At 61.4% G+C, this 25181-nt stretch carries 21 protein-coding genes and 2 pseudogenes; 11 read left to right on the top strand and 12 right to left on the bottom strand.

The window, feature by feature from the left end; translation table 11 throughout:
- Nucleotides 1-70 precede the first annotated feature (70 nt).
- Nucleotides 71-1381 (top strand): hemolysin family protein, encoded by a 1311-nt coding sequence (locus tag AC0L3O_RS12715; protein ID WP_473615738.1) that lies wholly within the window; start codon nt 71-73, stop codon nt 1379-1381.
- A gap of 246 nt (nt 1382-1627) precedes the next feature.
- Here AC0L3O_RS12715 and AC0L3O_RS12720 read toward each other — a convergent pair whose 3' ends face one another.
- From AC0L3O_RS12720 to AC0L3O_RS12730, 3 genes are all read right to left on the bottom strand, one after another.
- Nucleotides 1628-2491 carry an alpha/beta fold hydrolase gene (locus AC0L3O_RS12720; protein WP_473615739.1) on the bottom strand — a complete coding sequence of 288 codons (864 nt, stop codon included), beginning with the start codon at nt 2489-2491 and terminating at the stop codon, nt 1628-1630.
- Nucleotides 2488-3396 carry an alpha/beta fold hydrolase gene (locus tag AC0L3O_RS12725; RefSeq protein ID WP_473615740.1) on the bottom strand — a complete coding sequence of 303 codons (909 nt, stop codon included), beginning with the start codon at nt 3394-3396 and terminating at the stop codon, nt 2488-2490. Before AC0L3O_RS12725 ends, AC0L3O_RS12720 begins: the two co-directional genes overlap by 4 nt.
- A gap of 177 nt (nt 3397-3573) precedes the next feature.
- Nucleotides 3574-4446, bottom strand: a complete 873-nt coding sequence (locus AC0L3O_RS12730; RefSeq protein WP_287240012.1) for an NmrA family NAD(P)-binding protein — start codon at nt 4444-4446, stop codon at nt 3574-3576.
- A gap of 132 nt (nt 4447-4578) precedes the next feature.
- On the opposite strand from AC0L3O_RS12730, the gene AC0L3O_RS12735 reads away from it, so the two are divergent.
- Nucleotides 4579-5511: a LysR family transcriptional regulator gene (locus AC0L3O_RS12735; RefSeq protein ID WP_473522710.1), complete on the top strand. Its 933-nt coding sequence runs from the start codon at nt 4579-4581 to the stop codon at nt 5509-5511.
- Nucleotides 5512-5634: 123 nt separating this feature from the next.
- Here AC0L3O_RS12735 and AC0L3O_RS12740 read toward each other — a convergent pair.
- From AC0L3O_RS12740 to AC0L3O_RS12755, 4 genes and pseudogenes are all read right to left on the bottom strand, one after another.
- A pseudogene (locus tag AC0L3O_RS12740) lies at nt 5635-5934 on the bottom strand (VOC family protein); the annotation flags it as partial.
- 364 nt (nt 5935-6298) lie between these two features.
- Nucleotides 6299-7170: pseudogene (locus AC0L3O_RS12745) on the bottom strand (AraC family transcriptional regulator).
- Nucleotides 7171-7291: 121 nt separating this feature from the next.
- The gene (locus AC0L3O_RS12750; RefSeq protein WP_473615741.1) at nt 7292-8107 is read right to left on the bottom strand and encodes an oxidoreductase; all 816 of its coding nucleotides are present in this window, start codon (nt 8105-8107) and stop codon (nt 7292-7294) included.
- Between the two features lie 196 nt (nt 8108-8303).
- Nucleotides 8304-8726, bottom strand: a complete 423-nt coding sequence (locus AC0L3O_RS12755; protein WP_128176280.1) for a RidA family protein — start codon at nt 8724-8726, stop codon at nt 8304-8306.
- Between the two features lie 131 nt (nt 8727-8857).
- Between AC0L3O_RS12755 and AC0L3O_RS12760 the strand changes: the two genes are divergently transcribed.
- The 5 genes from AC0L3O_RS12760 (at nt 8858) to AC0L3O_RS12780 (ending at nt 13471) form a co-directional block, all read left to right on the top strand.
- Nucleotides 8858-9760 carry a LysR family transcriptional regulator gene (locus AC0L3O_RS12760; RefSeq protein WP_473615742.1) on the top strand — a complete coding sequence of 301 codons (903 nt, stop codon included), beginning with the start codon at nt 8858-8860 and terminating at the stop codon, nt 9758-9760.
- A gap of 559 nt (nt 9761-10319) precedes the next feature.
- The gene (locus tag AC0L3O_RS12765; protein ID WP_287260269.1) at nt 10320-11312 is read left to right on the top strand and encodes an AraC family transcriptional regulator; all 993 of its coding nucleotides are present in this window, start codon (nt 10320-10322) and stop codon (nt 11310-11312) included.
- Nucleotides 11313-11587: 275 nt separating this feature from the next.
- The gene (locus AC0L3O_RS12770) at nt 11588-11953 is read left to right on the top strand and encodes a putative quinol monooxygenase (protein WP_128169600.1); all 366 of its coding nucleotides are present in this window, start codon (nt 11588-11590) and stop codon (nt 11951-11953) included.
- Nucleotides 11950-12693 (top strand): SDR family oxidoreductase, encoded by a 744-nt coding sequence (locus AC0L3O_RS12775; protein WP_473615744.1) that lies wholly within the window; start codon nt 11950-11952, stop codon nt 12691-12693. Before AC0L3O_RS12770 ends, AC0L3O_RS12775 begins: the two co-directional genes overlap by 4 nt.
- Nucleotides 12694-12814: 121 nt before the next feature.
- Nucleotides 12815-13471 (top strand): DUF1579 family protein, encoded by a 657-nt coding sequence (locus AC0L3O_RS12780; RefSeq protein ID WP_473615745.1) that lies wholly within the window; start codon nt 12815-12817, stop codon nt 13469-13471.
- Nucleotides 13472-13664: 193 nt separating this feature from the next.
- Here the strand turns inward: AC0L3O_RS12780 and AC0L3O_RS12785 are convergent, their stop codons facing one another.
- Both AC0L3O_RS12785 and AC0L3O_RS12790 read right to left on the bottom strand, forming a co-directional pair.
- Nucleotides 13665-14177 carry an OmpA family protein gene (locus tag AC0L3O_RS12785; protein ID WP_128169603.1) on the bottom strand — a complete coding sequence of 171 codons (513 nt, stop codon included), beginning with the start codon at nt 14175-14177 and terminating at the stop codon, nt 13665-13667.
- Between the two features lie 10 nt (nt 14178-14187).
- Nucleotides 14188-14847 (bottom strand): L,D-transpeptidase, encoded by a 660-nt coding sequence (locus AC0L3O_RS12790; RefSeq protein ID WP_027155109.1) that lies wholly within the window; start codon nt 14845-14847, stop codon nt 14188-14190.
- Nucleotides 14848-15041: 194 nt separating this feature from the next.
- Here AC0L3O_RS12790 and AC0L3O_RS12795 point away from each other — a divergent pair, with 194 nt between their 5' ends.
- Both AC0L3O_RS12795 and AC0L3O_RS12800 read left to right on the top strand, forming a co-directional pair.
- On the top strand, nt 15042-15461 hold the full coding sequence (locus tag AC0L3O_RS12795; protein ID WP_473615747.1) for a helix-turn-helix domain-containing protein: 420 nt from the start codon (nt 15042-15044) through the stop codon (nt 15459-15461).
- Between the two features lie 96 nt (nt 15462-15557).
- Nucleotides 15558-16199 (top strand): hypothetical protein, encoded by a 642-nt coding sequence (locus tag AC0L3O_RS12800; RefSeq protein ID WP_473615748.1) that lies wholly within the window; start codon nt 15558-15560, stop codon nt 16197-16199.
- 634 nt (nt 16200-16833) lie between these two features.
- Here AC0L3O_RS12800 and AC0L3O_RS12805 read toward each other — a convergent pair.
- Nucleotides 16834-18069, bottom strand: a complete 1236-nt coding sequence (locus AC0L3O_RS12805) for a class I SAM-dependent methyltransferase (RefSeq protein WP_473615840.1) — start codon at nt 18067-18069, stop codon at nt 16834-16836.
- Between the two features lie 345 nt (nt 18070-18414).
- Here AC0L3O_RS12805 and AC0L3O_RS12810 point away from each other — a divergent pair, with 345 nt between their 5' ends.
- Together AC0L3O_RS12810 and AC0L3O_RS12815 are read left to right on the top strand one after the other, a co-directional pair.
- A complete protein-coding gene (locus tag AC0L3O_RS12810; RefSeq protein WP_473615841.1) occupies nt 18415-19473 on the top strand; it encodes an alpha/beta fold hydrolase in 1059 nt (352 codons plus the stop codon).
- 155 nt (nt 19474-19628) lie between these two features.
- Nucleotides 19629-20678: a class I SAM-dependent methyltransferase gene (locus AC0L3O_RS12815; RefSeq protein ID WP_473615749.1), complete on the top strand. Its 1050-nt coding sequence runs from the start codon at nt 19629-19631 to the stop codon at nt 20676-20678.
- A gap of 257 nt (nt 20679-20935) precedes the next feature.
- Here AC0L3O_RS12815 and AC0L3O_RS12820 read toward each other — a convergent pair whose 3' ends face one another.
- A complete protein-coding gene (locus AC0L3O_RS12820; RefSeq protein WP_473615750.1) occupies nt 20936-21322 on the bottom strand; it encodes a YybH family protein in 387 nt (128 codons plus the stop codon).
- A 29-nt stretch (nt 21323-21351) separates the two neighbouring features.
- The gene (locus AC0L3O_RS12825) at nt 21352-24756 is read right to left on the bottom strand and encodes an adenylate/guanylate cyclase domain-containing protein (protein ID WP_473615751.1); all 3405 of its coding nucleotides are present in this window, start codon (nt 24754-24756) and stop codon (nt 21352-21354) included.
- Nucleotides 24757-25181: the final 425 nt, after the last annotated feature.

Genomic DNA, 25181 nt, shown 5'->3' on the forward strand with positions numbered 1-25181 from the left:
TGCGCCCGCCGGCATGAAAAATGACGGCCGTCTATTTTCGAAGACCGCGCCGCAATGCTATTGACCGCGCATGCTTTACGCTGAAATCGCTATCGTGGTCGTCCTCATCTGCGTGAACGGCCTTTTGGCAATGTCCGAGCTTGCCATCGTCTCGTCACGGCCGGCCCGCCTCAAGGCGATGATCGACCGCAACGTCACCGGCGCCGGACGCGCCTTGGCGCTCGGCTCCAATCCAGGCAAATTCCTGTCGTCGGTGCAGATCGGCATCACCCTGGTCGGTGTTTTGTCCGGCGCCTTTTCCGGCGCCACGCTCGGCGAGCGGCTGTCCGTGTTCCTGGCATCGACCGGCCTCCGCGAAAGCCTTGCCGACCCGATCGGCGTCGGCATCGTCGTCGCCCTCATCACCTACTTCTCGCTGATCATCGGCGAACTGGTACCCAAGCAGATCGCGCTGCGCGATCCCGAACGCGTCGCCGCCAGGGTTGCTCCGGCGATGACCATCCTCGCCACCGTTTCGGCGCCGCTGGTCTTCCTGCTCGACATTTCCGGCCGCGCCATGCTGTGGCTGCTTGGCCAGCGCGGTGAAAGCGAGGAGAAGGTCACCGACGAGGAGATCAAGATGCTGGTCGCCGAGGCCGAGCATCACGGCACCATCGAATCCGACGAGCGGCGCATGATCGCCGGCGTCATGCGGCTCGGCGACCGCGCCGTCCGCGCGGTGATGACGCCGCGCACCGAGGTCGACTGGATCAACCTGCAGTCCGACGACGCGGCGACCCGCAAACTCCTGATGGAGACCCAGCATTCGCGCCTGCCGGCCGGCGATGGCAGCGTCGACGCCATGATCGGCGTCGTCCAGACCCGCGACGTGCTGGCCGCGATGCTCGGCGGTCGCGCGCTCGACCCGCGCCGGCATGTGCGCACCGCTCCCATCGTCCATGACCAGGCCGACGCGCTGGATGTCCTTTCGACGCTGAAGGAATCCAACGTGCCGATGGCGCTGGTCCATGACGAATACGGCCATTTCGAAGGCATCGTTACCCCGGCTGACATACTGGAAGCCATCACCGGCGTGTTCCGAGCGGACCTCGATGCCGGCGACGAGGAAAACGCCGTCAAGCGCGACGACGGCTCATGGCTGCTCGCCGGCTACATGCAGGCCGACGAGATGGCGGACGTTCTCGGCATCGACCTGCCCGAGAACCGCGACTACGAGACTGTCGCCGGTTATGTGCTGGCGCACCTGCACCATCTGCCGACGACCGGCGAATGCGTCGATGCGCAGGGCTGGCGCTTCGAGGTCGTCGACCTCGACGGCCGCCGCATCGACAAGCTCATCGCCACCCGCCTGCCCGGCGGCCATCGCGAAATCGTGCGGTAGCAGGCTGCAAGACAATAGCTTCAGGTTTGCGCTGCCCCTCATCCGCCTGCCGGCACCTTCTCCCCGTATAGTGACGGGGAGAAGGGAAGCTGGCCGCAACTTCGGCACCCTTCTGCAACGCTGGAGAGTGGCGAAATCCTCTGCGAAGGCGTCTTTCTCCCCGTCACTATACGGGGAGAAATGCCCGGCAGGGCAATGAGGGGCAGCGCAAACGTGGCAAGTCGGTCCTGGATCGCGAGCGGTTGCTCAAGGCCGCTGCGTTCGCTCAATAAAGTCGGTCATCAACGCGGCTGCCGCCTCGGCGTGGGTTTCGAGCAGGAAGTGGCCGCCGTCGAAGATGTGCGCTTCCATGCGTGGCAGGTCTTGCATCCACGACAGTGTTTCGGCGATGTCGAAGAACGGGTCGTGGCGGCCCCACAGCATGAGCGCCGGCGGTTGCCGCTTTTCGATATAGTCGGCGATGAGACTGAAGCGCGCGGCATGGTTGGCGTAGTCGGCGAGGAGCGCGCGTTGTGTTTCCATGCCGCCAGGCTGATTCATCACCCTCCAGTCCTCGATCCAGGGCTCGCCTTTGATCCGGGCGGCGACATCCTCCGGCAAGCCGCCCAAATATTGCTCGCGGGTGCCTTCCAAAGTCAAAAACGCGGAAGCCTCCCTTTCGTTCTCTTCGGTGGGGTTTGACCAGAATTCGAATGTGGCTTGCCATTGCGGTCCGAACCCTGTGCGGTGTGCGTTGGCGCTCTGAATGATGAGGCCGCAGACGAGGTCGGGGGATTGCATGGCGACCTGGAGACCAACAGGCGCGCCCCAATCGTGCAGGTAGATGAAGCGCCGATCGATCGCGAGATGAGTTAGGAGCTCTTGGATTGCGCCGCTGAACGCTTCGAATGACGACGCGGGCAACGGCGCCGATTGGCCGTAGCCAGGCAAGTCGGGGGCGATGACGAAGGCGACCCGCGCAAGGCCGGGAATGATGCCCTGGAAGGTGCGCGACGAGCTCGGGAAGCCGTGCAGGAGCAGCAGCGCGGGATTGGACGCATCTCCCGCGGTGATGAAAGAAAGCTCGGTCCCGCCGGACAGGCGCAGCCGCTGTTGCGTGGGGGATGTCATGCCTGCACTCCTCGCACTGGTCCGGGATGGGCTCGATCAGGGTGCATCTCCTGTGTTCGCTTGATGAACTCGATTATCAGGGAGAGTGCTGGTTCGGCGTGCGTCTCGAGCAGGAAATGCCCGCCGTCAAAAACATGCGCTTCTATACGCGGCAGATCCTGCATCCAGGACAGCGTTTCGGCGATATCGAAATAGGGGTCGTGACGGCCCCAAAGCATGAGCGCCGGCGGTTGCCATCTCTTCAAATAGGCGGCGATCGTATCGAAACGCCCGGCATGGCTTTTGTAGTCGCCGATAAGCGCGCGGTGGGTCTCCATGCGGCCGGGAAGGTTCATCACCCTCCAGTCCTCGACCCAGGGGTCGCCCCTGATCGTGGCAGCGACATCCTCTGGCAGGCCGCCGGTATATTGCTCGCGCGTGAACTCAAAGGTCAGGTCGGGGGTCGCGGCAGCTTCGTTCTCCTTTGTCGGTTCTGACCAGAATTTCAACACGGCGTCCCAGACAGGACCGAAGCCGGTTCGATGCGCGTTTGCGTTCTGGATGATGAGACCCGAAACCAGCTCGGGCGCTTGCGTGGCGATCTGCAGACCCACGGCGGCGCCCCAATCATGAATGTGGATGAAGCGGCGCCCGATCGCGAGGTGGGTCAGCAATTCGGAAATCGCCTCGCTGATCGCGGCGAAGGAGGGGGTCGGCGGGACGTCGGACTGGCCATGGCCCGGGAGGTCGGGCGCGATCACATAGGCTGCGTCCGCCAATCCGGGAATCACATCGCGGAATGCATTTGCGGAGCTGGGAAACCCATGCAGGAGGAGCAAAGCGGGGTTGGATGGATCGCCCGCAGTGACGTAGGCAAGCTCGGTTCCACCGGAGAGACGCATTTGGCGTGAGGCAGGCAGTCTCATGTTCAGGATTCCCTTTTTGCCGTCCGGAATAGAGTTAAGTCCAAACGAGAGGCGCGAGTTCCGCACGTCGCCGACAGCGTTGGTCGGCGAGACGCGGGGGGTATTGCGGCCGAAAACGTTCCCTGCAAGTGGCTGGAAGCCCGTGATCCGTTTCGGCCGTCGCTACTCGGCCGAGGATCAGCGGCCGGCTGGTGTTGCGACAACGCGCTCTATCGCCGTCGCCAGGAAGGTCGTGCCGCGCCGGTGCTCGCTGCTGTCCTGGCGCATGAACAGGCCATTGGCGATTCCCTCATACATACCGAGCAATGCATCTGCCACCTCGCCCGGCACGCCTTCCTCGGCAAGCAGCGCGGCACGCTCCTCCGGCGCAACAAGCACAGGCGTCACCGGCCGGCCGAGAACGTCCGCGAAGGCCGATGCCACGTCGCCGGCGCTCCAGTCTTCCGGTCCGCCCAGCTCCACGACCCGCTTTCCGGTCCACTCCTCGCACAGCACGGTCGCTGCCGCGCGCCCGACATCGATCGTGCTCACCATCGGGATTTTCTGCGACGGCTCGATAAAGGTCGGCAGTATGCTTTGCGACAGGACCGGTTGCGCCACCTCGCTCCAGGTTTCGACAAAATACCCCGACCGCAGGAAGGCGGTGGCCGGCGCCACACCGTCGAGCAGCGCCTCGAAGCGGTTGAGGGTGGCGATGACGCCGGTGCCGGAGGCATGCTGCGCGCCGATGGACGACAGGACGACGGCCTTTGGCAGACCCGCACGCCGTGCCGCATCGGCAAGCGCGGCGCCGATTTCTTCCGTGCGCTGATAGGGATCACCGCTCACCGGCGGCGGGTTGAGCAGGAACGCGGCCCGCGCGCCGGTCAGGGCAGCGGCCATGGCGCCGACGTCCTCCATGCTTGCGACGGCTACCTCCGCGCCGAGGGCTGTCCATTTTTCGCCCCGTTCCTTGCGACGCAGGACGACCCGCACGGCTTCGCCGCCTGCGATCAGGGCGCGCGCGACCTCGCCGCCGGCCCGTCCGTTTGCTCCAAGCACGACATACATCACTTCTTCTCCTTCTGCTCGCCTGACCTTCATCCGGCCTGACCTTCATCTCGATTGACCTTCATCTCGCTTGACGGGGGAACGATAGGCGCAGGCATTTCATGCGTCCAATGCATGGCGTATATAGTCGTCATGCGCGAAGTGGATTTACGCCGGATCGACCTGAACCTGCTGGTGGCGCTCGAAGCGCTGCTGGACGAGAAGAACGTCACCCGTGCCGCAAGCCGGCTCGGCATGAGCCAGCCCGCCGCGAGCCGAGCGCTCGGCCGATTGCGCGCGCTGTTTTCGGATGCGCTGCTGGTCGATGGACCGGGCGGCTACGTCCTCAGCGCCCGTGCGGAAGAGGTGCGCCCGGTGCTGCGCGGCATCTTGGCGGGTGTGCGAGAGATGGTCGAGGCCAACGCGTTCGATCCCGCCACCGCCACCGGCCGGATCCGGCTGCTGATGCCCGATCTCCAGGCCGCCGTGCTGGCGCCGCATCTGCTCGCCCGCCTTGGACGCGAGGCGCCGTCCCTCGATCTCGATATCGTCGCGCCGGGCACGGACGCAGTCGAAGCGCTGGAGCAGGGTATCGCGGATGCGATGGTGGCGCTGGTCGACGAAGCCCCGGCCGGCATCCGTCGGCGCGGCCTCTATGACGAGACGCTCGTGACGCTGATGCGCGCGGAGCACCCGGCGCTCGCCCGAAAGCTGACGCTCGAGCGTTTCCTGGCGCTTGAGCATATCGTGGTGAGCGTCACCGGCGTCGGGCCTGCGCCTGTCGACGAGGTGCTTGCCCGCATCGGGCGAACGCGGCGGGTGAAGCTGCGCGTGCCGAACTTCTTCGCGGCGCTCGAGATCGCCGCCCGGTCCGACCTCATCATGACCCTGCCTTCGAGCCTGGCGCGAGCGGCCGCCAACATGAAGCGCTTCGTATCGTTGCCGCCGCCCCTCGATCTTGGCAGCTTCACGATGAGCCTTGTCTGGCACGCGCGCCAGCAGGACGCGCCCAGGCACATATGGTTGAGACGTGCCATTGTCGCGGCGGCGGCGGACATGTCGTCGGCGATCGACGTTGGAAACTGAGGCCGCAAGGCGGCTCTCTGGAGCACAACGCCTCGAGCCGACCCGCGTTCAGGAAAGATGCTCTAGAAGGATCTCAACCGAAGCCCAGGTTCGGCGCTTGCGTTTCCGCCTGCTCGGGTGCCTTTAGTCACGGTCGGCCCCCTCCGCCTGCCAGAGCTGGATCGGGTTGCCCTCCGGATCTGCAAGCCGGGCGAACCAACCATTAGGGTAATGTTCGGTGTCGACCTCAACCGCAATTCCGGCTGCCGTGAGCTGTGCGACCATGGCCTGGAGGTCGCGCACGCGGAAATTGATCATCCACGGCTGGTCGGCGCGACCGAAATAGTCACTATCCGCAGCAAACGGTGCGAAGACGGTTGCGCCCTGCTGTTGCTCCCACGAGCGTTGATCGTAGCTTTCTGGCGGCAGCGCCACGCCGAGATGGTCGGCATACCATCAAGCGAGCGCATCGGGCTCCTTCGCTCTGAAGAAGAAGCCACCGATGCCGAGCACCTTTTCCATTGTATCTCCTTACCGACGCGATCGCGGTGATGACCGGCCCAATCCATATACGCGATGTCAGGCGCTGCAGGGCTTCTTGGTTCAAAACGACTGACAATGCCGCTCTTTGGAGTCCTGAAGGCGCCTCTCTGCACTGTGCAACCGCTCGTGTTTGTTGGCGAACCATTCTGGAGGTCGCGGTGCGGACCAAGCAGACATCAGCTCGGCGCGGAATTTAGCTGTCTCCAGTGATGATTTGACCCACGTTCGACTGTAGCGGAGATGACCGCCATTGGAAGGTCAGCAATCACACCAATGGCAGGAAGATGTCGGTGATGGCTTCGTGCTCGGCAACCATCGGAACAAAACTCACCCGCTGACAGTAGAGGGGAAAATCCCGAAGGGCCTCACCGTTTGCCGGCAACCAGTCGCGATACAGGAATTCGATCGCCGGCTCGACATTTTCTGCGCCGATTGCGCGAATCACGGCACATCGTCCGGCCGGAAGAACACCGGCTTCCACGCCCTGGTCGTTCATCTCGATTTTCCGATCGGTCGCTGCACAGATGTCGAGGCGAAATTCGTCCGGCGGCGTTATGTCGGAATCCGAATGAAACACATTGTAGGTTGCACTGGACGCCGCGCTCAAACCTGCAGCCCTTCGCCAGGCGATGAATTTCTGGATAGTCTCGGCGACCAGGGCCGGATTGCCTCGGTGCTGCAGGACGGCGACGGGTGTTTCCGGCACGTCGATGATGTTGACGTCAGCCAATGAATACGCCGTTTTCATGAGCTTGCTCCTCGCGTTGGTCAATGGCCACAGGCTGGCAAACCACACCTCCAGTCGGGCGTGTCCCGAAATGCGGAAGGCAATTGCCCAAAGCTTTTCCGAAACGCGCGGGCGAAGGCGTCGGGCGCATCGACGTCCAGCGCGGTTTCGGTCACGCTCGCCTCGTCCTTGAAGGCAAGCACCTGTCCCGCCCGTTTCATGCGAACGAGTTGGACGTAGCGATGCACTGATATGCCGAAATATCCTCTGAATTGGCGGTGGAAATGGTACTTGGACAAGGCCGCAACGGCACTAAGCGTGTCCAGGCCAAGATCATCCTCAAGATGCCGGTCGATGTAGCTCAACACCCGTTTCATGCGCGCGTGGTAGGGATCTTGCCGCGTCGTCATCATGCTCTCCTGTGTGAGAGCAATCTGCCAGCTTGCGAGACAGCGCGCTCGACTGTTCTTGCTGAACACCCCTGTTCACTTCGATGCGAAGCCGTTGGCGGTGGAGCACTGCTAACCGGGTTCAGACCGGCAGGCGGAACTGTTTGCGCAAGCTCTTGTCGAACATCTCTGCGGGGGCAAAGCGGCGCAGAATGCTGACCTGGCGCGCTGCCTTGCCGGCGGTATAGCGACGCCGCGGGCGGACATCGGTCGCCGCCTTGACCACCACATCCGCCACCACTTCCGGCGGATCGGCTTTCGGCATCACATCGCCCAGCAGCGCCTTGAGCCCGGCGCGCGCCCGATCGTATTCTTTCAACACCGAATCCGGCTCGATCCCGTTCTGGTCGAAGACGGTACGCACGAATGCCGGCTCGATGACCGAGACGCGAATATCGAAAGCACGAACCTCGTGATCGAGCGATTCCGAATAGCCTTCAAGCGCGTGCTTTACCGCAGAGTAATGAGCTGAGTATGGCGCCGGCACCAATCCCAGAATCGAGCCGATATTGATGATGCGCCCTTCGCCGCGCCGCCGCATCGACGGCAACACCGCATTGATCATGCGAATGACGCCGAACAGATTGACGTCGAACAGCGCCTGCACCTGTGCGACGGAGGATTCCTCGGCACCGCCAAGCAGACCGACGCCGGCATTGTTGACCAGAAGGTCGATCCGCCCGGTCTGCGCCAGCACGGTTGAAACGAGGGCGCTGACAGAAGCGCCATCGGTCACGTCGCAAACCAGCATGGTCACCCCGTCCGGGCCGTTGCCGACGGAGCGGCGACTTGTCCCGAAGACGGTGAATCCTGCCCGCGCAAGCGCCTCGGCGCTGGCGAGGCCGATGCCCGAGGAGGCTCCGGTCACAACAGCGGTTTTTTCGGAATTCGCATTCATTTCGTGCTCCAAATCGTGAGGGCCAGACTTCTCTCGCCGGTTGAATTATGATCATAATAACATATTACGATCATAATGCAATACCAGAAGGGGAAAGGCAGTCACGTGCTACGAAAAGGGCTGAAAGAACGCGTCACGCGGCCGGATCATGGGAGTTGCTGACCCATCCTGCATCAGGGGAAGTGAGGGGGAACGATCAACGCTTGTCCGCCGGCTGGCCGCTGGTCGTCGAAGGGATGCGGGCGATGACCTTGATCTCGAAATCGAAGCCGGCAAGCCAATTGACGCCCACTGCCGTCCAGTTCGGATAGGGAGGTCCGCCGATCTCCTCCGCCCGGACGGCCAGCACCGTTTCGATCTGTTGGTCCGGGTTGGTGTGGAAGGTGGTGACGTCGACAACGTCGTCGAAGCTGCACCCGGCGGCGGCCAGGACCGCGCGCAGATTGGCAAAAGCCCGCCGAACCTGATCCTCGAATGCGGGCTCGGGCGAGCCGTCCTCACGGCTGCCGACCTGCCCCGAGACGAAGAGAAGATCGCCGGAGCGAATGGCCGCGGAATATCGATGAATATCGTATAACGCGTGGCGTTTGGCCGGATAGATGGCGTCACGTGCAGGCATTTCGTGTTCCTTTCTGTCTTGAAAACGGCAGCGCGCCGGAGGCGCCGAGTTGATACAGGCAGGAGATAGGGCAATCGCATTACGCGCATAAGCCGTTGAAATCGGCATGAGGTGATGCAAAATTACCATCAATGCCCCGCCTGTCCCTCAACGATCTCACCGCCTTCGTGGCCGTTGCCACGCACCGCAGCTTCCGCCGCGCAGCGGACGAGATCGGCACGGCACCTTCCACATTGAGCCACGCCATGCGTGCGCTCGAGGAGCGCATGGGCGTGCGCCTTCTCAACCGCACCACACGCAGCGTCTCGCCGACGGAAGCCGGTTTCCAGTTGCTCGGCCGCCTTCAGCCGGCACTCGCCTCGCTGGACGAGGCGCTCGACAGCGTCGCCGGGTTCAGGGGCAATGTCGCGGGCACCGTCCGCATCAACGCCCCGCGACTGGTGGCCGGGCTTCTCGTTCGCGGGGTTCTTCCGCGGATGGCGGAGCGCCTTCCGGACGTGATCGTGGACATCGTCGTCGAGGGGCGGCTGATCGACATCGTGTCCAGCGGCTTCGACGCCGGCGTGCGCCTCCTCGGATCGGTCCCCAAGGACATGATCGCCGTGCCGCTTGCACGCCGGTTGAGGTTCATCTGTGTCGCGTCGCCCGCCTACCTCGATCGCTTCGGCGACCCGGGAACCCCCGAGGAATTGCAACGCCACCATTGCATCGGCCACCGCATGCCCAGCGGCAAGCTTTACCGATGGGAGTTCGAACGCGCCGGCCAGGAACTCGTGATCGAGGCAAACGGCCCCGTCGTCCTCGACGACGAAGAACTGATGGTCGAAGCCGCAATTGAGGATCTGGGAGTCGCCTACGTGGCCGATTGGGCCGCCGAAGCGGCCTTGTCCGACGGCCGGCTGCGCAAGGTCCTGACCGCGTGGATGCCCGCTGCGGAAGAAGTTGCGGTTTACTACCCCGGACATCGAGCCGTACCGCCCGCACTGCGGGCCTTTCTCGATGTCGTCAAAGACCTGCGGAAGAAAGAACCTTAGCGACGAGCAGCCGCGCCATGACCGGTCGTTGGGCCGGGGGAGTGCTCAGCGTTGCTATTGCGCCAACGCATCACTGTTCTGCCTCAGTGCGGACGAATCCTGCATTGGGCCGATGACCAGTTCGATCGGTCGGGCTGAAGCAGGCGATGACGCAAGTGGGGCCGAGGGCGGACCGGCAGCTTGTAGTTTGATATGTAGGTGAGCAGACATACAGCTCGGCGCAGGAATCCCCCATCTTTTGCTATCAGATAGCCGACATTCGCGACAACCTGCGCTGATGTTCCGTTGCGGACTTCCCATATCGCACGAAAGAGCCGGACATTGATTGGAACTCTATCGTCGAGCAGATCAGCCACACGACGTAGTCTGCCAAACACCGACATTGCGCCGTCGCCTCGGTATGGGAACGCGCGAGCCGAGAAAATTCGGTAGTCGCGCAGCCGCCATCATGCAGACCTATTAGATTTAGGACCTAGAGGATCGATCCGTAGCATATTCTGCCCACCAAGAGATAACGGGATGGATAAAGTATGCAAAGGTTCGAGGCAAAGGAATGCATATGGACGATCCGCTTAGATCCATGAATCGGCCCGGTCTTGGACGTGCAACGATGGGCTACCAGCCGGCCGAGAATGATTTGTTGAGCGAGGTGCTGCGCGACCTGCGCCTTGCCCATGCGAGATATGGCCGCAGCGAATTAACGGCGCCCTGGGGCATCGCTGTGCCGTTCAGGGAGGGCGTACGATTTCATGCGATGCTCGAGGGTCAGTGCTGGATACAAGCCAAGAGCTTGCCACCGCTGCTGCTGGAATGTGGCGATGTGCTTCTTCTTCCCCACGGAACAGAGCACACCATGTCCGACCGGCCCAAAGGGAGAGCCTTGCCACTGGACGATATCAAACCGGCGTTGATCGGGAATGGAACCTACGAATTGAAGTCTGGCGGCGGCGGTCCGCGATCGCTGATCGCATGCTGTACGATCGGCTTTGAGGGGCCGACGGCAAATCCGCTCCTGGAACTGCTGCCTCCGGTGATGCATATCCGCTATGCAGAGCACAGCGATACTGTCCTGCCAAACCTCCTTTCTATGATGGCGCGGGAGGCTGATGGGCAAAGAATCGGATCGGCAACGGTAATGGCGCGCCTTGCTGATATTGTCATGACGCAAGTAATCAGATCCTGGGTCGAGACGTGTTCCGACAATCTGACTGGTTGGCTGGCGGCCGTGCGGGATCCGCAAATCGGGTCTGCGCTTGCAAGAATCCATCGCTCCCCCGGCGAAGACTGGCCAGTCGATCGCCTGGCTGCATTGTCTGGGCTGTCGCGATCGAGGTTTTCGCAGCGATTCAAGGGTCTGTTGTCGGTATCTCCCGCCCGCTATCTCCTGCAATGGAGGCTTAGGCTGGCCGAATCCTGGTTGCGGAACGGATATATGTCGCTGTCACAGGTCGCGTCTGAGTTGGGATATGAGTCCGATGCATCCTTCAGCAGGGCATTCAAACGCTTCATAGGCGTCTCGCCAGGCGCGGTCCGAGATTCCGGGCGCGGGTGAGCAAAACAGAGACGGGATCGGTCCTGCATATCGCCTGATGCGATCCACGGCTAATGTAATCAGTGCGACAAACGGTCAGACATTCAAGCGTTTCTGCCATAGCGGCGCCGCGCCAGGATCTGCAAATTCTCAAATGCCGTAACCACTTCGACCGATTCGCGAGTCAAAGCAGCGACTGCATCGCGGCGGATTATCGAAGGAGCAATAGCCGGGATTTCGCATGCGCCATGAACGCATGACAATACCTCCTAGGCCGCTACCAGAAGGAGACTCATATGGCGTTGGTGTTGCCTGATCTTCCCCCACCAGCCACTGGCGAACACACGCCCTATTGCATTATCGCCAAGCATCGCGCCGCTCTTGGTCAAGGCGAAGCGCTCGTTACCCGGATGCTTGAGGATCTCGAAGCGACGAGATCAGAAACGGGCTGTCTACAATTCCACATCCATCGTGATCGATCCGACCCCGATCTCATCGTCATCTACGAAGTCTGGCGCAGTGTCGATGCAGTCAAGAGCCACTTCAGCGAAGCCTATGTCCAGAGGTTCGTCGTAGATGGTGGTGAGCTCGAACCGGGCGACATGGAGACGCAGTGGCTTGAGATGCTGAGCCCATATGCCAGCGGCAGAGATCCGCGATGACCGGTGACGAGCAGTCTCTTCTGAATCAGCGAGTCGTGATCGTTGGCGGGACAAGCGGCATGGGCATGGGGGCGGCTCTTGCGGCCTCGCGCGCAGGCGCCGAGGTCATCGCGCTCGGGCGGCGGCCACCGGCGAAATTGGCTGCAGAACAAAGCGCCCACGGTTCAATCACCTTCCAGTCGCTGGACATGACCGACGATGCGGCGGTCGAGCAAGTATTCGAAACGCTGGGGGCGCTCGACCACCTTCTCATCACCGCAACTCCACCAAATCCTGGAGGAACCTTCCTCTCCCAAACGCTGGCCGACGCGCAGCCCGTTCTGTATGGCAAGCTCCTGGGCAGTTGGTCTTGCGCGCGGCACGCGGCGCCCAAGATGCGGAAAGGCGGTTCGATCACATTCACTACTGGAGGCTTGGTGACCAAGCCTCGCATGGGCGCTTCGATGATGATGGTCGCGTTCGCTGGTCTGGAGGCGCTGAGACGAGCCCTTGCGCTCGAACTCGGTCCGATCCGCGTCAACACAATCCGTCCAGGCGTCATAGACAGCGAAATGTGGGCCGGCATGCCGCAAACCAAGCGGGAGGCGTTTTTCGCGCTGGTGCGCGAGAGCTTCCCAGCAGGTCGCGTTGGAAAAATCGACGATATCGGCAAGGCCGCACTTTTCCTGATGACTAATGATTTCGTGACCGGCGCTATTCTAGAAGTTTCAGGAGGTGAAACGCTGGTCAGCATCGAATGATCTAACAGATAGAGCCTCAAGGGTTAAGAGATCAGTATCGATCCGGTTCACGCGGAAAGTTCACAACGGTGACCCTCAACCAAGCGCGTTACAGCAATTTCCAATAAACAATGGACCGCAGATGAGAAGAATCATTGAGGCACTACACGTTGCCCTAATTGTCGTTGCGTTCGCCCTCCCCGTTCCTTCCGGCGCATTGGCTCAAGATGGCTCGGCCGCGGCCGCGCCCCCGACGCAGTCCGAGTTACCCAAATGGCTTAGTCGCGGCTTGCCGGGTCAGGCGCATGAGGTTCTGGCGCCACTAGTTGGCACCTGGCGGGTCCAGTTGAGCTTCTACGGCACGCTCGGCCGCAGCCCCGATCAGCCGCCGCTCGTGACGGACGACCTCATTAGCCGTCGGCAGTGGTTGGCAGGCGGCCGTTACATCGAAGACACGATGGAGGGGACGCTGGATGGAGCGCCAATCTGGCGCAAAGGCTGGCTCGGCTATAGTATCATGGACGACCGATACGAGTGGATTACGATCGATCCTGTCAACACAACCATGATGTACTACGAAGGCATCCCTGGATCCGGAAATCAAAGGCCCATCAGCATGTCCGGGGCCTTCACCGACCAGGGTGTGGCTGGCGAAGACACGGTCGGCAAGTCGATCGGCATGCGCACAGTAATCAAAATCGAGAACAACGATCGCCATGTCTTTGAGCTCTATTTCACGCGTCCCGGACAGCAAGAGACGTTGGCCACACGCGGCCTCTATACACGGCTGAAAGAGTGAGCGTCCGCTCGAGGACGGCCCGGCGTCTCATTAGCTCGCTCGGTGCTTGGCAATGGCGCAACCGCGACCTCCAGCACTGTCTACTTTCAGGAAGCCGCAAAGCTGATCTTTACGGCCGACATGAGGCGCAAAGCAGCCCTGCCGCCGTCGCGTGTGAGACTCTGCTTCGGGTCACAAGCAGAACAGCGGCCCCCTACGGCTCGTCCCTCTCATCGCGCAAATTAGACACAACGCGGCGGTTCTGCGACCTGCAGGCGGTGTCGGGGCAGTCGCGGACGAGCCTGTCCTTGCCGTAGCCCTTGGCCCACATGCGGTTGCGGCCTATGCCGCCGGCGGCGAGGTAGTCCATCACCGCATCGGCGCGCTGCTGCGACAGCGCCGTTTCACTTGCGCCGGGATCGTCGGCGAAACCCTGCAGCTTGAGCAGCCAGCGCGGATGCTTTGCTAACCAGGCGATCTGGGTGTCGAGGGTGGCCTTGGCGACAGAATCGAGCGCGGCCGAACCTTGCGTGAAATAGGTGCGGCGGCCGACATTGAGGATAAAATCCTCCTCGCTGCCCGGCTGCACGTTCTGGAAGCCGGCAACCTCGGTGTTGGTGATGTCGGGCGTGGAAGGGGCCAGCGTGTTGCTGGTCGAGCAGGATGCGGCCAGCACCAGCAGGCCGGCGGCGAGCAGCCGGCGCGTGTTTTCAATCATGCGGTTCATGAGGCGCCAGTCATTCGACAGGGGTGGAAGCGGGCGCCTGGTCGGCGATGTGCGGCAGGACCTGCACCGCGGTGCCGATCGGGCAGCGCTGGTAGAGGTCGATGATGTCTTCCGGGAACATGCGGATGCAGCCGCTGGAAGCGTCGGTGCCGATGCTCCATGGCTCTAGCGTGCCATGCAGGCGGTAGCCGGTGTCGGCGCCGTTGCGGTGCAGATAGAGCGCGCGCGGCCCGAGCGGATTGTTGGACGCGCCGCCTGCGACCATGTGCGGTAGGTCCGGCTTGCGCTTACGCATTTCGGGGGGCGGGACCCATTGCGGCCACAGCGCGCGGCGGTCGATCGTCGCGCGGCCGTACCATTTGAAGCCGTCCTTGCCGACGCCGACGCCGTAGCGGATGGCGGTCTTGTTTTCCATGATGACGTAGAGGAAGTGGTGGCGGGTATCGACCACGACGGTGCCGACCGGCTCGCTGCTGAAATACTTGACGATCTGGCGATGCCATCTCTTGTCGATCTTGGCGAAGTTGGTCTTGCGATAGACAAAATTGTTGTCGCTGGCGGTACCGGCGAAAAAGGATTTTGCCGCCGCGGCTTGAGCAATATTGCTGGTTGCACCCACCGCGACCAGCGCCAGGCCGCCGAGCACGACACCCCTGCGTGATAAAACCATCGGCAATATTCCCCCCCATACCAAAAGCTTGGCGGACCATAGTTGAGAATTACTTCGCCTCAAAGTGGAAAATTCTGCGTTGCTTCAGTCCGCCGTGTCCGGACATTCGGCAATTTGGCGGCGAGTGACCGAATTGTGACTATCTTGCCGAGGACGAACGTCTAACCTAAACCCCATCCAGGACCTTAACCAAATTGGCGCGACTGTTTGGGACCGAGCGTAGTTGCGACATTGCCCTATCCGGACGGGTGAGCAATGCCCACCAGCAGATTCAAAATCTTGCGGAAGCCGTGCGCCTCATAGATGACGATCCAAACCAGGGCGTTGTTACTGCCGCGGCCGCGCTGGGGCTGTCCTATTCTTCGCTCTATCGACTGTTCCGGAACCTCGTGGGCCTTTCACCAAAACGATACGCGGGCGTCATGCGCTATTATCGACTAGTTGGGGCTCTGCTGGCCGACGCGCCCGCCGGCGGACTGGCGCAATTGGCCGCCATGCAAGGCTATTTCGATCAAGCCCATGCGAGCCGCGATTTCCGGCGTTATACAGGCATCGGGCAAGCCGAATTCCGGCGCCATTTAAACGGAATTGCCAAGTTGATGAACACTCTTTGAACATCTGCACAATCGCGTAGGCGAATGCAGCCTGTGTCGACGGCTCTGTCGCTCAGGATGCGCCAGCGGCGGCATGCTCACCACAGGAGATATAAAATGGCCGACACGACAACACCCCACACCGCGCTTCTCGCGGCCCTCACGACAGAGCATTTCGTGCAGCAATCGGCGATCAGCGCAACTATCAGCGAAATGGCGTCGCGAACGACCATCTACATCATGTCTCTATCGAGCGCTCTAGTGGCGACGGGCTTTGTCGCGCAGTCGCCTGAATTCCTTCAGCCGTTTCTCCTAGCCGTGCTGCCATCGCTCTTTTTGCTGGGTAGCTTCACCGTCTTAAGGTTGATCGATATAGCCGCCGAGAACATGCAGGCCCATATCGGCATCGCCCGGATCAGGGCCTACTACCGAACGCTGGGGGAGGATGCCGCTTTTCAGTTTTCCGAAGAGTTCGGCCGTTGGCCAGAAAACGACGCCGAACCGTCGCTGCGTGCCGGGCCGCTCCTGGCGCATCTGACCACAGCCGCGACGATGATCGCTTTCGTAAATGCCATTGTCGCGGCGGCGGGCGTGACCCTTCTAGCACTATATGTCGGATCAGCGTTGGCGCCTGCACTGTGCCTTGGTGCCGGCACAACAACCGGCTTGATGATACTATTCTATTGGTACCAACGCCTTCGAACGAAAGGCATGGTCCGTCTCGCCAAAGCTTATGGCCCTGAAAAGAGCGTTCTTTGAGCGGGAAGTCAATGCAGTCGGGGTGATACAGCGCATCCGGGCTTTGTCGCCTATCGCAGGCCAATTCAACTGGCCGGCAACACAATGACCGCTTTGAAAGCCGGGCCCGTCTATTGGCGAAGCGATGTGGTTGGTAGAGCCGACGGATAGTCGCCGGCTTCACATCACGTCTTTTGGCAAGAACGCCTAGCCCGAATTCATGTCGGGACGAACGCGTACCCGTAACTCCTAGCGCCAGGCCGCGCCTGACAGAAGACGCCATAAGAGAAGGTCACGGAGCCGACAACCTCGCCAGGCTTATCGAAGTCATAAGAAAAAGGACTGAGAAAGCGGATGTGGAGCGTTCACGGGAACGCAGCGCTCCTTTCGGGGCGAACGAGTGGGCGGACACCTCCCAATCACGGAGGAGCGGCGATCTGAGCGGACCGGCAGCTTTTGTGCACTGGCGAGAGATTGCTCAACGGCCGGAGTTAGGTGCAAAGCTGTCATTCGTGGCCGACCGCTTTGATCTTCGGACTTGTCGATTGGTTGCACTGGCGCTTCCGTCGGACGAAGATTGACGGCGGGATGATGTCATCCGAGTCCTGCAGGGCGAGCTAACCAGCGGACCGGGCCCACGGTGTAGATAGCGAAACTACGCATTCGTCTGCATCGAGCTCAGTAGGCGTCGCTCTTCTTCGACAATATAATCGCGGATGATTGGGACATCGTCACGGCGAGCCGAGATCAGAATCTGGAAGACAAAATTTGAACCGTTTAGGAAGCCGAGTTCGGCCGACGCCAGATAGAAATCCCACATACGGCAGAAGCGTTCGCCCATCATGGCGACTGCCTCCTCGCGCCTGGCCTCATAACCGAGACGCCAATCGTGGATCGTCCAGTAATAGTGCAGCCGCAAATTTTCGCAGTCGGCGCACCAGATCCCCGTGCGCTCCAACGAGGCAAACACCTCTGACAAAGCCGGCACATACCCACCTGGAAAGATATACTTGCGGATGAACGGCGCCGTCGTACCAGGCGGTGACATGCGTCCGATCGCATGAACCAATGCGAAGCCGCCCTCCTTCAACAATCTACTGATGATTGTGAAATAGCTGTCGAAATGAACGACGCCCACGTGCTCCATCATTCCGATCGAGACAACACGGTCGAACTGTCCGCTGACCTCGCGATAGTCGACCTCGCGAAAATCGATCTGATGAGCGACCCCGGCCTCGATCGCTCGAAGCCGAGACGCCGCCAATTGCTCCGTCGAAACGTTGATCGCCGTGACCTTCACGTCGCAATACTTGGCGAGATAGATGGCGAGAGTGCCCCAGCCTGAGCCGATTTCCATCACATGCATGCCCGGCTCTAGCTTGAGCTTCGCGGCAATGTGGCGATGCTTGTCCATCTGCGCTTGCAGCAGATTGTTGTCCGGTGCCGTATAATAGGCGCACGAATAGGTCATTGTCTCGTCGAGCCATAGCTCATAAAATTTCGTCGGGATGTCGTAGTGATGCTGAACGTTTTTTGCGGCGAGACCCAGCTTGTTGTTCTGCTGGCGTCGGCGCAACGCACGCCAGACTTTCCGCAACGCCTTCTGAACGGGGTGGGCTGCCAACCCAGTGCGGTTGACAGAAAAAAGTGACAAGAGGTCAAATGCTTTGCCACCGTTCTCGATCACCAAGCGGCCATCCATGTAGGCTTCGGCCGCCTTCAGTTCCGGATTGAAGAAGATCTCGCGTTCGACCGCTTTGTCGGTTAGGCGGATCGTCACGTCGGGCCCATCCTGTCCACTGCCGAAGGCTTGCCTGAAACCGTCCTCGAATATGACAGTCAGGCGCCCGTTTTTTACAAAACGGGAGAGCAGATTTGGCAGCAGACGCATTGTGGCTCGTTTCTCGTGACTTACCCCGTAAGTATGACTGCCCGGTGTCGGTACATCAATACCGATCTGGGGCGGAGAGGGATCGGACTTCAGAAGTCTCCTCCCAATGCCGAAGTAGCGACTCATCCGGGGCCGCCTGCCCCGCGATCGGAAATATCTGCCCTGGCGCAATAAGATGTCCAAGGTGGTCGCCGGCAGCGTCTGCTATCCGGCATCGCAAAGATCGCCTCAAGGGCAGACATGCGGCGCAAAGCGGACGCGTTCCACGATTGGCCGGTGCGCAGTCAATCGACCACACCAGACGCCGGCCTGTCGCGTGACCTTGCGTCGCGCTATCATGGCGCCGTGAAGCTTAGTCAAAGCATACGGTTCTGTACCTCTGCAGACGGCACCCGCATCGCTATGGCGTCATGCGGCGAGGGGCCGGTTATCTTGCGGGCAGCGCATTGGCTAAGCCATGTCGACTATGATCTTGAAAGTCCAGTGTGGCGGCCGTGGCTCAGCCAACTGTCGGCGCGCAATTGTTTCGTGCGCTACGATCCGCGCGGATGTGGGATGTCGGAGCGGCACGTCGCAGACCTGTCCGTCGACGCGTGGCACTCGGACCTGGAGGCCGTGGCCGCATCAATCAAGGAGCCGCGCTTTGTCCTGCTCGGCCTGTCGCAAGGCGGTGCGCTGGCCATTGCCTACGCCGTGAAGCATCCCGAGCGCGTCTCGCATCTGGTGCTCGTGAACGCGTACGGTCTGGGCGCGCGGGCTCGCGCCCAAACCGACACCGATCGTCTGGAGGCCGAGACACTGGTCAATTTCATCCGTATCGGCTGGGGACGTGACAACCCTGCGTTCTGCCAGTTCTTCACGAACCTCTTCATTCCGGACGGGACGCCGGAGCAGCACCGCTGGTGGGGTGATCTGGAGCGGGAGACGGCGACAGCCGAGGTTGCCGCGCAACTGCTATGGCAGATGCAGGGGATCGACGTGATGGACCTTGCCGCCGCTCTGCGGGTCCCAACCTTGATAGCACACAGCCGTGGCGATATGCGTGTTCCATTCGACGAAGGCTGCAGGCTGGCTGCCACGATTCCTGGCGCCCGCTTCGTTCCGCTGGAAAGCAAGAACCACGTGCTCTTGCCGGACGAACCTGCCTGGCCTGTTTTCTACTCTGAACTCGGCAGGTTCCTCGGGCAGGATCGGGCCGCGCAACCTGGCGCCGTCCGCGATGCCGGCCTGACGCCCGCCGAAACTATGATACTGAACCTCGTCGTGGAGGGGCTGGACAACCGTTCAATCGCCGAGCGGCTCGGCAAGAGCACAAAGACGGTCCGCAACCAGTTGTCGGTGATCTTCAGCAAGCTGGGCGTGCGCAGCCGCTCACAGGCGATCGTCAAGTCGCTGTCCCGCTAGATCGTCTCACGTGTGCCGGTGCGGGACAGATGTCCCTCGACGAATGCCGGATTTCGGCTGCCGTGAGGGACAGTTGCCTCATGCCAGCAGGCAAACTTGGCCGCATCCTCGAACTGACCAGCGCTGGATGCTGCTGGAGGCGAGGAGAAATCGACATGACACAGGTTGACGAAACGAAGCTGAATGAACTGGTCGGGCGCGTGCTTGGAGACCTCGGCGGCGCTGTCAGCGTGCCGCTGGTGCGGATCGGCGATTCCCTTGGGCTGTACGAAACCTTGAACCGGATCGGGCCCGCTACGGCCGAAGAACTCGCCGCTGCGGCAGATTGCTTCCCCCGCTATGTCAGCGAATGGCTCGCGGCGCAGGCGGCCTCCGGCTACGTCCAGCACGAGCGCGGAAGTTTCTGGCTGACACCTGAGCAGGCGTTCGTGTTCGCGGAACCGAACAGTCCTGTCAACATGATCGGCGCTTTCGACACCGCCGCCGCGATGGTCGAGAACCAGCCGAAGGTGCAGGCGGCCTTCAAGACTGGCAGGGGTGTCGCCTGGGGCGACCACGCCGGCTGCATGTTCTGTGCCGTAGCGCGGCTGTTCCGACCGGGCTATGTGAATGCGCTGGTGCAGGAGTGGATCCCGGCCCTCGATGGCGTTGCCGACAAGCTGAAGGCCGGAGCTGATGTAGCCGATGTGGGATGCGGGCACGGTCTGTCGACCATCCTGATGGCGCAGGCGTTTCCCAGGTCTCGTTTCACCGGATACGACTTCCACTCCGCTTCGATTGCCACCGCGACCGCGCACGCAATGGCACATGCGATAGCGAATGTGAGCTTTGAGGTCGGCCGGGCGCAGGACTTCGCCGGCCGCGACTTCGACCTGATCACCTGCTTCGACTGCCTGCACGACATGGGCGATCCGAAGACCGCCGCTGTGCACATCCGCAAAGCGCTTAACAAGGGAGGCACGTGGATGGTGGTCGAACCGATGGCCGGCGATACGCTGGAGGACAATATCAACCCGATCGGCAGGATGTACTATTCCGCCTCCACGATGATCTGTGTGCCAACCTCGCTGGCGCAGGAGGCTGGGCTCGCACTCGGCGCCCAGGCGGGCGAGAAACGATTGACCGAAGTCATCCGCTCCGGCGGCTTCACCAAGGTCCGCAGGGCCGCGCAGACTCCGCTCAACATGGTTCTCGAAGCGACCTGAACAGATAGCAAAGCGACGAACATCAAGCATCTGTCAATTGACGGCTCGGAAGATCGTGGTCGGAGCGGCCTGCTGTGTCAGTTTGCGGCAGGGAGCGGTGGTCCCCGCTGCCGGGCCCTTTCGTGCACCTGCCTGGAAAACGCACCTTCGGCCGTCGAAGTGAAGTGCGGAGGCGGGCGTCACCGAAAGGGGACAAAAACCGGCTGCGGCCGTCAGGCCGCAAAACCGCGACGGTCCGGATGCGCGACGGCGCAGCCTCAGTTCCAAGTGTGGAGGCAGGCTCTCCAGGATCCATCGCCCTGGCGCCTGAAGATCGTGACGATAGTTCCCTCATAGCGCTGCGTTTTACCGCCTTCGTCAAAAGCGTTGGCCGACCATTTCCCTGTTGCATAGGCAATGTCGCCGACAGCCTGCGCATCGATCATCTCGATGCGATGATCCTTCACTCCGGCCGAGATCAATCCATTCCAGAAGTCTTTGATTGCGCTCGTTCCCCTGACGACTGCGTGAGTGGATGGCAACACGACCGCGTCCTGTGTATAGAGTGCAGCTACTGCGTCAGCATTGCCGCTGTTGAAGGCCGAATTCCAGTGATCGTTTGCTCGCTGAATTTCGTCGCTGATACTCTCAGTCGATTGTGTCATGGCGTCCTCCTTGTTTATCGCCTTCTCAATCAATTCGCGGCCCGAAGGCCTTCATTCGTTGTTGCGAGCGTCTGTGCGGCTTGCAGGTCAGGCAATGTCAGGCCCTCAGTAAACCCGGAATAAATCAGTGCGAGCTGCTCGCGCGCGCCAGGCGCGGGACAGTTGGCTCGCACGAGGCTCAGTGCAGCACGCAGTTCCCAGAAACGCGCTCCCTGAGCCCGGGCCGTCGCCAGTGCGTCCAGGAGGCGATTCCTCGAACCTCCGGTTTTGTCCTCCCCAAGTTGCAGCAGTACCTCCCCCTGCAGACGCAGTATCTCGGCCGCAAACCAACGCTCTTTGGTGCGCTCAATCCCTGCTTGCGCGGCTTCGAGCAGAAGGCGTGCAGCACCATGATCGCCGGCTCTGACCTCGATTTGCGCCTGAAGGGCAATGAAATAAGGAACCATGAATTCTGCGCCGGTCGCGCGCCACTCGGTAATACCTCGTTGGAGTTCGAGGCGGCCACGATCAAAATCACCTGCCTCGGCGTTTGTCCAAGCGCTTAAGATTGTGGCGCCGGAAAGCCACAAGCGAAATCCGGCTTCGCTGGCAACGCGGGTTAATTCTGCGCACCGCTCCTGGACGCCTTGGTGATCGCCAATGATCTGGCGGATGACGCCGCCGAAGAATAGTGGCAGAGCCAGGCTGTTGCGATGACCCACACGATGCGCTTCCGCAACCGCCTCGTCGTTGGCCGCCAGAGCCTGATCGGCAAACCCAAGCGGCAGTAATGTGCGGGCGAGATAGTCCAGGCACACGACGTGCGGATCGAAGGCGTAAACAAACGCCGGCGATCTGTGCGCTCGGGGATCGTAAAGGGCAAGCGCCTCCTCCAGATGTATCCGGGCGCGGGAGAACTCGCCGGCAGGCAACGCGCTGACGCCGGCGGCCCGATGAGCAAAGAAGGCGAGCCCGGTATCATTGTTGGCTTCCGCCAATTCAAGCAGGCGGTCTGCTGCGCCACGTGCTTCCGCCAATTCGGCAGCATAGAGGTGGTAAAGGCACAGGCCGTAAAGCACCGGAAAGAGCTGACGCGTCTCGCCCAGCTCTTCACAAAGTTCGCGCGCCCGACCGTAGGCCTCCGCCGTTGGAGGTGCGGCGAAGCCATGTGCCGCAACATGCGTGCTGCCGAGCGCCAGCCGGATTGAAAGTTCTCTGCGCGAACGTTCCTCGGACGGGGGCATCGCCGAAAGCCCGCTTAACGCGTTGTCGAATCGGGCGAGCGCCTCCGTCAGGACCGAGCGCGAAAGCGCTCGGCGACCGGCCAGTTCATTGTACTCGACAGCCTTTTCCAAAAGGCCCGCCTGACCAAAGTGGTGGGCAAGCAGTTCGGGCTCCGTGGCTACGATTTCGGGGAAGCGCTCCTCGAGAATCAAGGCAATCCGAGCATGCAGCTGCTGACGGCGGCTGTGCAGCAGACTGCTGTACGCCGCATCCTGCACGAGTGCATGTTTGAAGGCATAGCTCGCTTGAGTGTCACTGCCACGGCGGAAAACAAGGCCCGACGTGACCAGCTGGTTCGTTGCGCGCTCAAGTTCCAATTCAGGAAGGCCCGTGGCTGCGGCAAGCAGCTCGTGCGTGAATTCGCGCCCGATCACTGCTCCGACCTGCGCCACGTCCCTGATAGAATCCAAACGGTCGAGGCGGGCCATCAGCGAGTCGTGGAGCGTCGCTGGAACCGCCAGCGGAGGTAGCGGGCCAGCCAGAACCAGCTCTCCATCGCGCATTTGAAGCAGGCCTGATTCAAGGACGACCTTGGTCAGTTCTTCGACAAACAGCGGAACGCCCTCGGTCTTGGACAGAATCTGGTCCAGCACTTCGGTCGGCAACTGCTTGCCCCCTGTCATCGCTGCAATGATAGAGGCCGCCTGGGCGCGGCTGAGCCGATTGAGCGTCAAAAATGTCGCGTGCGGGAGACCACTCCAGCGGACTGCGCCTTCCGGACGCGAAGTTGCAATCAGCAGTACAGGCAGTTGCCGAATCCGGCTTGCGATTTGGTCGAACAGCTCGGCCGAGGTCGTATCTAAAAAATGCGCGTCCTCAAGCAGCATCAGCACTGGTTGGCTGCGGGCAAGAGCCTCTTGTTGCTCGATCAGCAACTCGAACGTGCGCGTCTTCTGTTTTTGCGCCATAAGATCGACCTTGGGATAGCGCCCCTCAGTCGGGATGGACAGCAATGCGGCGATCAGCGGTATTGCCTCGTTTGGATACTTGGTCGAATCGGCAAGAAGCTGCTCGAGACAGTCAAGCTGACGGTCGGGCGGGTCGGTCCGCCTTATGTCCCCGGCTCGGAGTAACTGATCCGTAACAGGATAAAGGGCGGTTTCTACGTGATAGGGGGAGCAGTAGTACCGCAGTCGCGTGTGTGCCTCGTCTTTCAAGTGCTCCCGCAGCTCTTGCAGAATACGGGACTTGCCAATGCCAGCCTCGCCGAACAGCTCGACGACTTGTCCTTCACCGGACGCCGCGAGCCGCCACCGGTCGAGCAGCAAGGCGACATCGTGTTCGCGCCCGGCAAGCGGCGCAGATTCGTCTGCATGAAGTGCTTCGAACCGACTCTCTGCGCGGCCCTCTCCAATCACTTTGAATGCGCTGACGGGCGTGTCGAACCCTGCCAGCTTCTGCGGCGGAATGCTGGTCACCTCGAACAGGTTTCCGATAAGTCGATAGGTGAGCTCAGAGATGACTACCGTTCCCGGCTCGGCGATGGCCTGGAGCCGCGCGGCAAGATTGGGAGTCTCTCCCACGACCGCGTTCTCCTGCGCTGAGCCGATGCTAATGAGGTCACCTACGACCACCACCCCGGTCGCGATCCCGACACGGACTGAGAGTTGCTGACCGCCCTTGACGGACAGACCGCTGACAGCGCTCACTACCGCGAGCGCGGCACGGACGGCGCGTTCGGCTTCGTCTTCATGCGCCTGCGGCCAACCGAAATAGGCCAACGCCCCGTCGCCCATGAGCTTCGCGACGTGCCCCTGGAAGCGAAGGACTTCGCCAGCCGTGGTATTCTGGAACTGCCTCAGGAGGTCGCGCATCTCCTCGGGGTCAAGCCTCGTCGCGAGCGCCGTAGAACCGACGAGATCCACAAACATGACCGTCAGTTGCCGCCGTTCCGCCTCCCGGGGGCGACCGGGTTCGCCGAACCGCTCAACCGAAGCCGACATCGGAACTGGTGAGGCAGAAGCCGGCTTGGCCGACACTACCTCCGGCTGGCCTTCCATCGCGGCAATCGCCTCAAGTATTCGCTTGCGATGGCCAAGCGCGCCAACCCCAATTTCTTTCAGGTCTTCGGCGGTGAGGCGGGGCAGGATTTCGGCATCGATTGCGTTGTCATCGAAAACCGGAACATATTGCTCCAGGCCCAAGCTCTTGAGCCAAACTGCAATATTCATTTGGCCCCTCACGGCCATCGGCCCTCCTTCGGCGGGGAACAAGTTTATCACACTGACATTGCGATAACACGCTCCTTCGTGCACCCACGACGCTGGCGCGACGTGCACGAGCCGTCTTGGGAGGACGGAGCAGGACCAAAAGGTCCGGAGGGAAATAGCTAAAGTTGGTTCGCAGTCCCTGGCCGACCCTTCGGAAATGGCGATTGCGTCAGGGTCTAACGGCTCGCGTCGCGCCGCTGTTCATCACGGTTCAGGCTCCATGGCTCGATGGCTTGGGAGGTTTTCCAACGCGGGCTGATGTCGATCCCAGCCCGCACCCTCGCGCTGCGGCCCACATCGAAAAACCTTCACCTGAGGGGCCGTTCCAGTGGCATTGCCGGTGGGCCACTAGTTGCCGGTATGCCGATAAATCGTGTAGTATCGAC

The organism is Mesorhizobium sp. WSM4810 (assembly GCF_055811235.1).

What these genes read in the sequence shown, in the direction of transcription:
- AC0L3O_RS12750 (WP_473615741.1), bottom strand. Translation starts at nt 8,107, where the DNA reads ATGAATGCGAATTCCGAAAAAACCGCTGTTGTGACCGGAGCCTCCTCG.
- AC0L3O_RS12805 (WP_473615840.1), bottom strand. Translation starts at nt 18,069, where the DNA reads ATGCGTCTGCTGCCAAATCTGCTCTCCCGTTTTGTAAAAAACGGGCGC.
- AC0L3O_RS12760 (WP_473615742.1), top strand. Translation starts at nt 8,858, where the DNA reads ATGCCCCGCCTGTCCCTCAACGATCTCACCGCCTTCGTGGCCGTTGCC.
- AC0L3O_RS12825 (WP_473615751.1), bottom strand. Translation starts at nt 24,756, where the DNA reads ATGAATATTGCAGTTTGGCTCAAGAGCTTGGGCCTGGAGCAATATGTT.
- AC0L3O_RS12800 (WP_473615748.1), top strand. Translation starts at nt 15,558, where the DNA reads ATGGCCGACACGACAACACCCCACACCGCGCTTCTCGCGGCCCTCACG.
- AC0L3O_RS12780 (WP_473615745.1), top strand. Translation starts at nt 12,815, where the DNA reads ATGAGAAGAATCATTGAGGCACTACACGTTGCCCTAATTGTCGTTGCG.
- AC0L3O_RS12725 (WP_473615740.1), bottom strand. Translation starts at nt 3,396, where the DNA reads ATGAGACTGCCTGCCTCACGCCAAATGCGTCTCTCCGGTGGAACCGAG.
- AC0L3O_RS12820 (WP_473615750.1), bottom strand. Translation starts at nt 21,322, where the DNA reads ATGACACAATCGACTGAGAGTATCAGCGACGAAATTCAGCGAGCAAAC.
- AC0L3O_RS12815 (WP_473615749.1), top strand. Translation starts at nt 19,629, where the DNA reads ATGACACAGGTTGACGAAACGAAGCTGAATGAACTGGTCGGGCGCGTG.
- AC0L3O_RS12720 (WP_473615739.1), bottom strand. Translation starts at nt 2,491, where the DNA reads ATGACATCCCCCACGCAACAGCGGCTGCGCCTGTCCGGCGGGACCGAG.
- AC0L3O_RS12785 (WP_128169603.1), bottom strand. Translation starts at nt 14,177, where the DNA reads ATGAACCGCATGATTGAAAACACGCGCCGGCTGCTCGCCGCCGGCCTG.
- AC0L3O_RS12755 (WP_128176280.1), bottom strand. Translation starts at nt 8,726, where the DNA reads ATGCCTGCACGTGACGCCATCTATCCGGCCAAACGCCACGCGTTATAC.
- AC0L3O_RS12730 (WP_287240012.1), bottom strand. Translation starts at nt 4,446, where the DNA reads ATGTATGTCGTGCTTGGAGCAAACGGACGGGCCGGCGGCGAGGTCGCG.
- AC0L3O_RS12765 (WP_287260269.1), top strand. Translation starts at nt 10,320, where the DNA reads ATGGACGATCCGCTTAGATCCATGAATCGGCCCGGTCTTGGACGTGCA.
- AC0L3O_RS12770 (WP_128169600.1), top strand. Translation starts at nt 11,588, where the DNA reads ATGGCGTTGGTGTTGCCTGATCTTCCCCCACCAGCCACTGGCGAACAC.
- AC0L3O_RS12715 (WP_473615738.1), top strand. Translation starts at nt 71, where the DNA reads ATGCTTTACGCTGAAATCGCTATCGTGGTCGTCCTCATCTGCGTGAAC.
- AC0L3O_RS12790 (WP_027155109.1), bottom strand. Translation starts at nt 14,847, where the DNA reads ATGGTTTTATCACGCAGGGGTGTCGTGCTCGGCGGCCTGGCGCTGGTC.
- AC0L3O_RS12775 (WP_473615744.1), top strand. Translation starts at nt 11,950, where the DNA reads ATGACCGGTGACGAGCAGTCTCTTCTGAATCAGCGAGTCGTGATCGTT.
- AC0L3O_RS12735 (WP_473522710.1), top strand. Translation starts at nt 4,579, where the DNA reads ATGCGCGAAGTGGATTTACGCCGGATCGACCTGAACCTGCTGGTGGCG.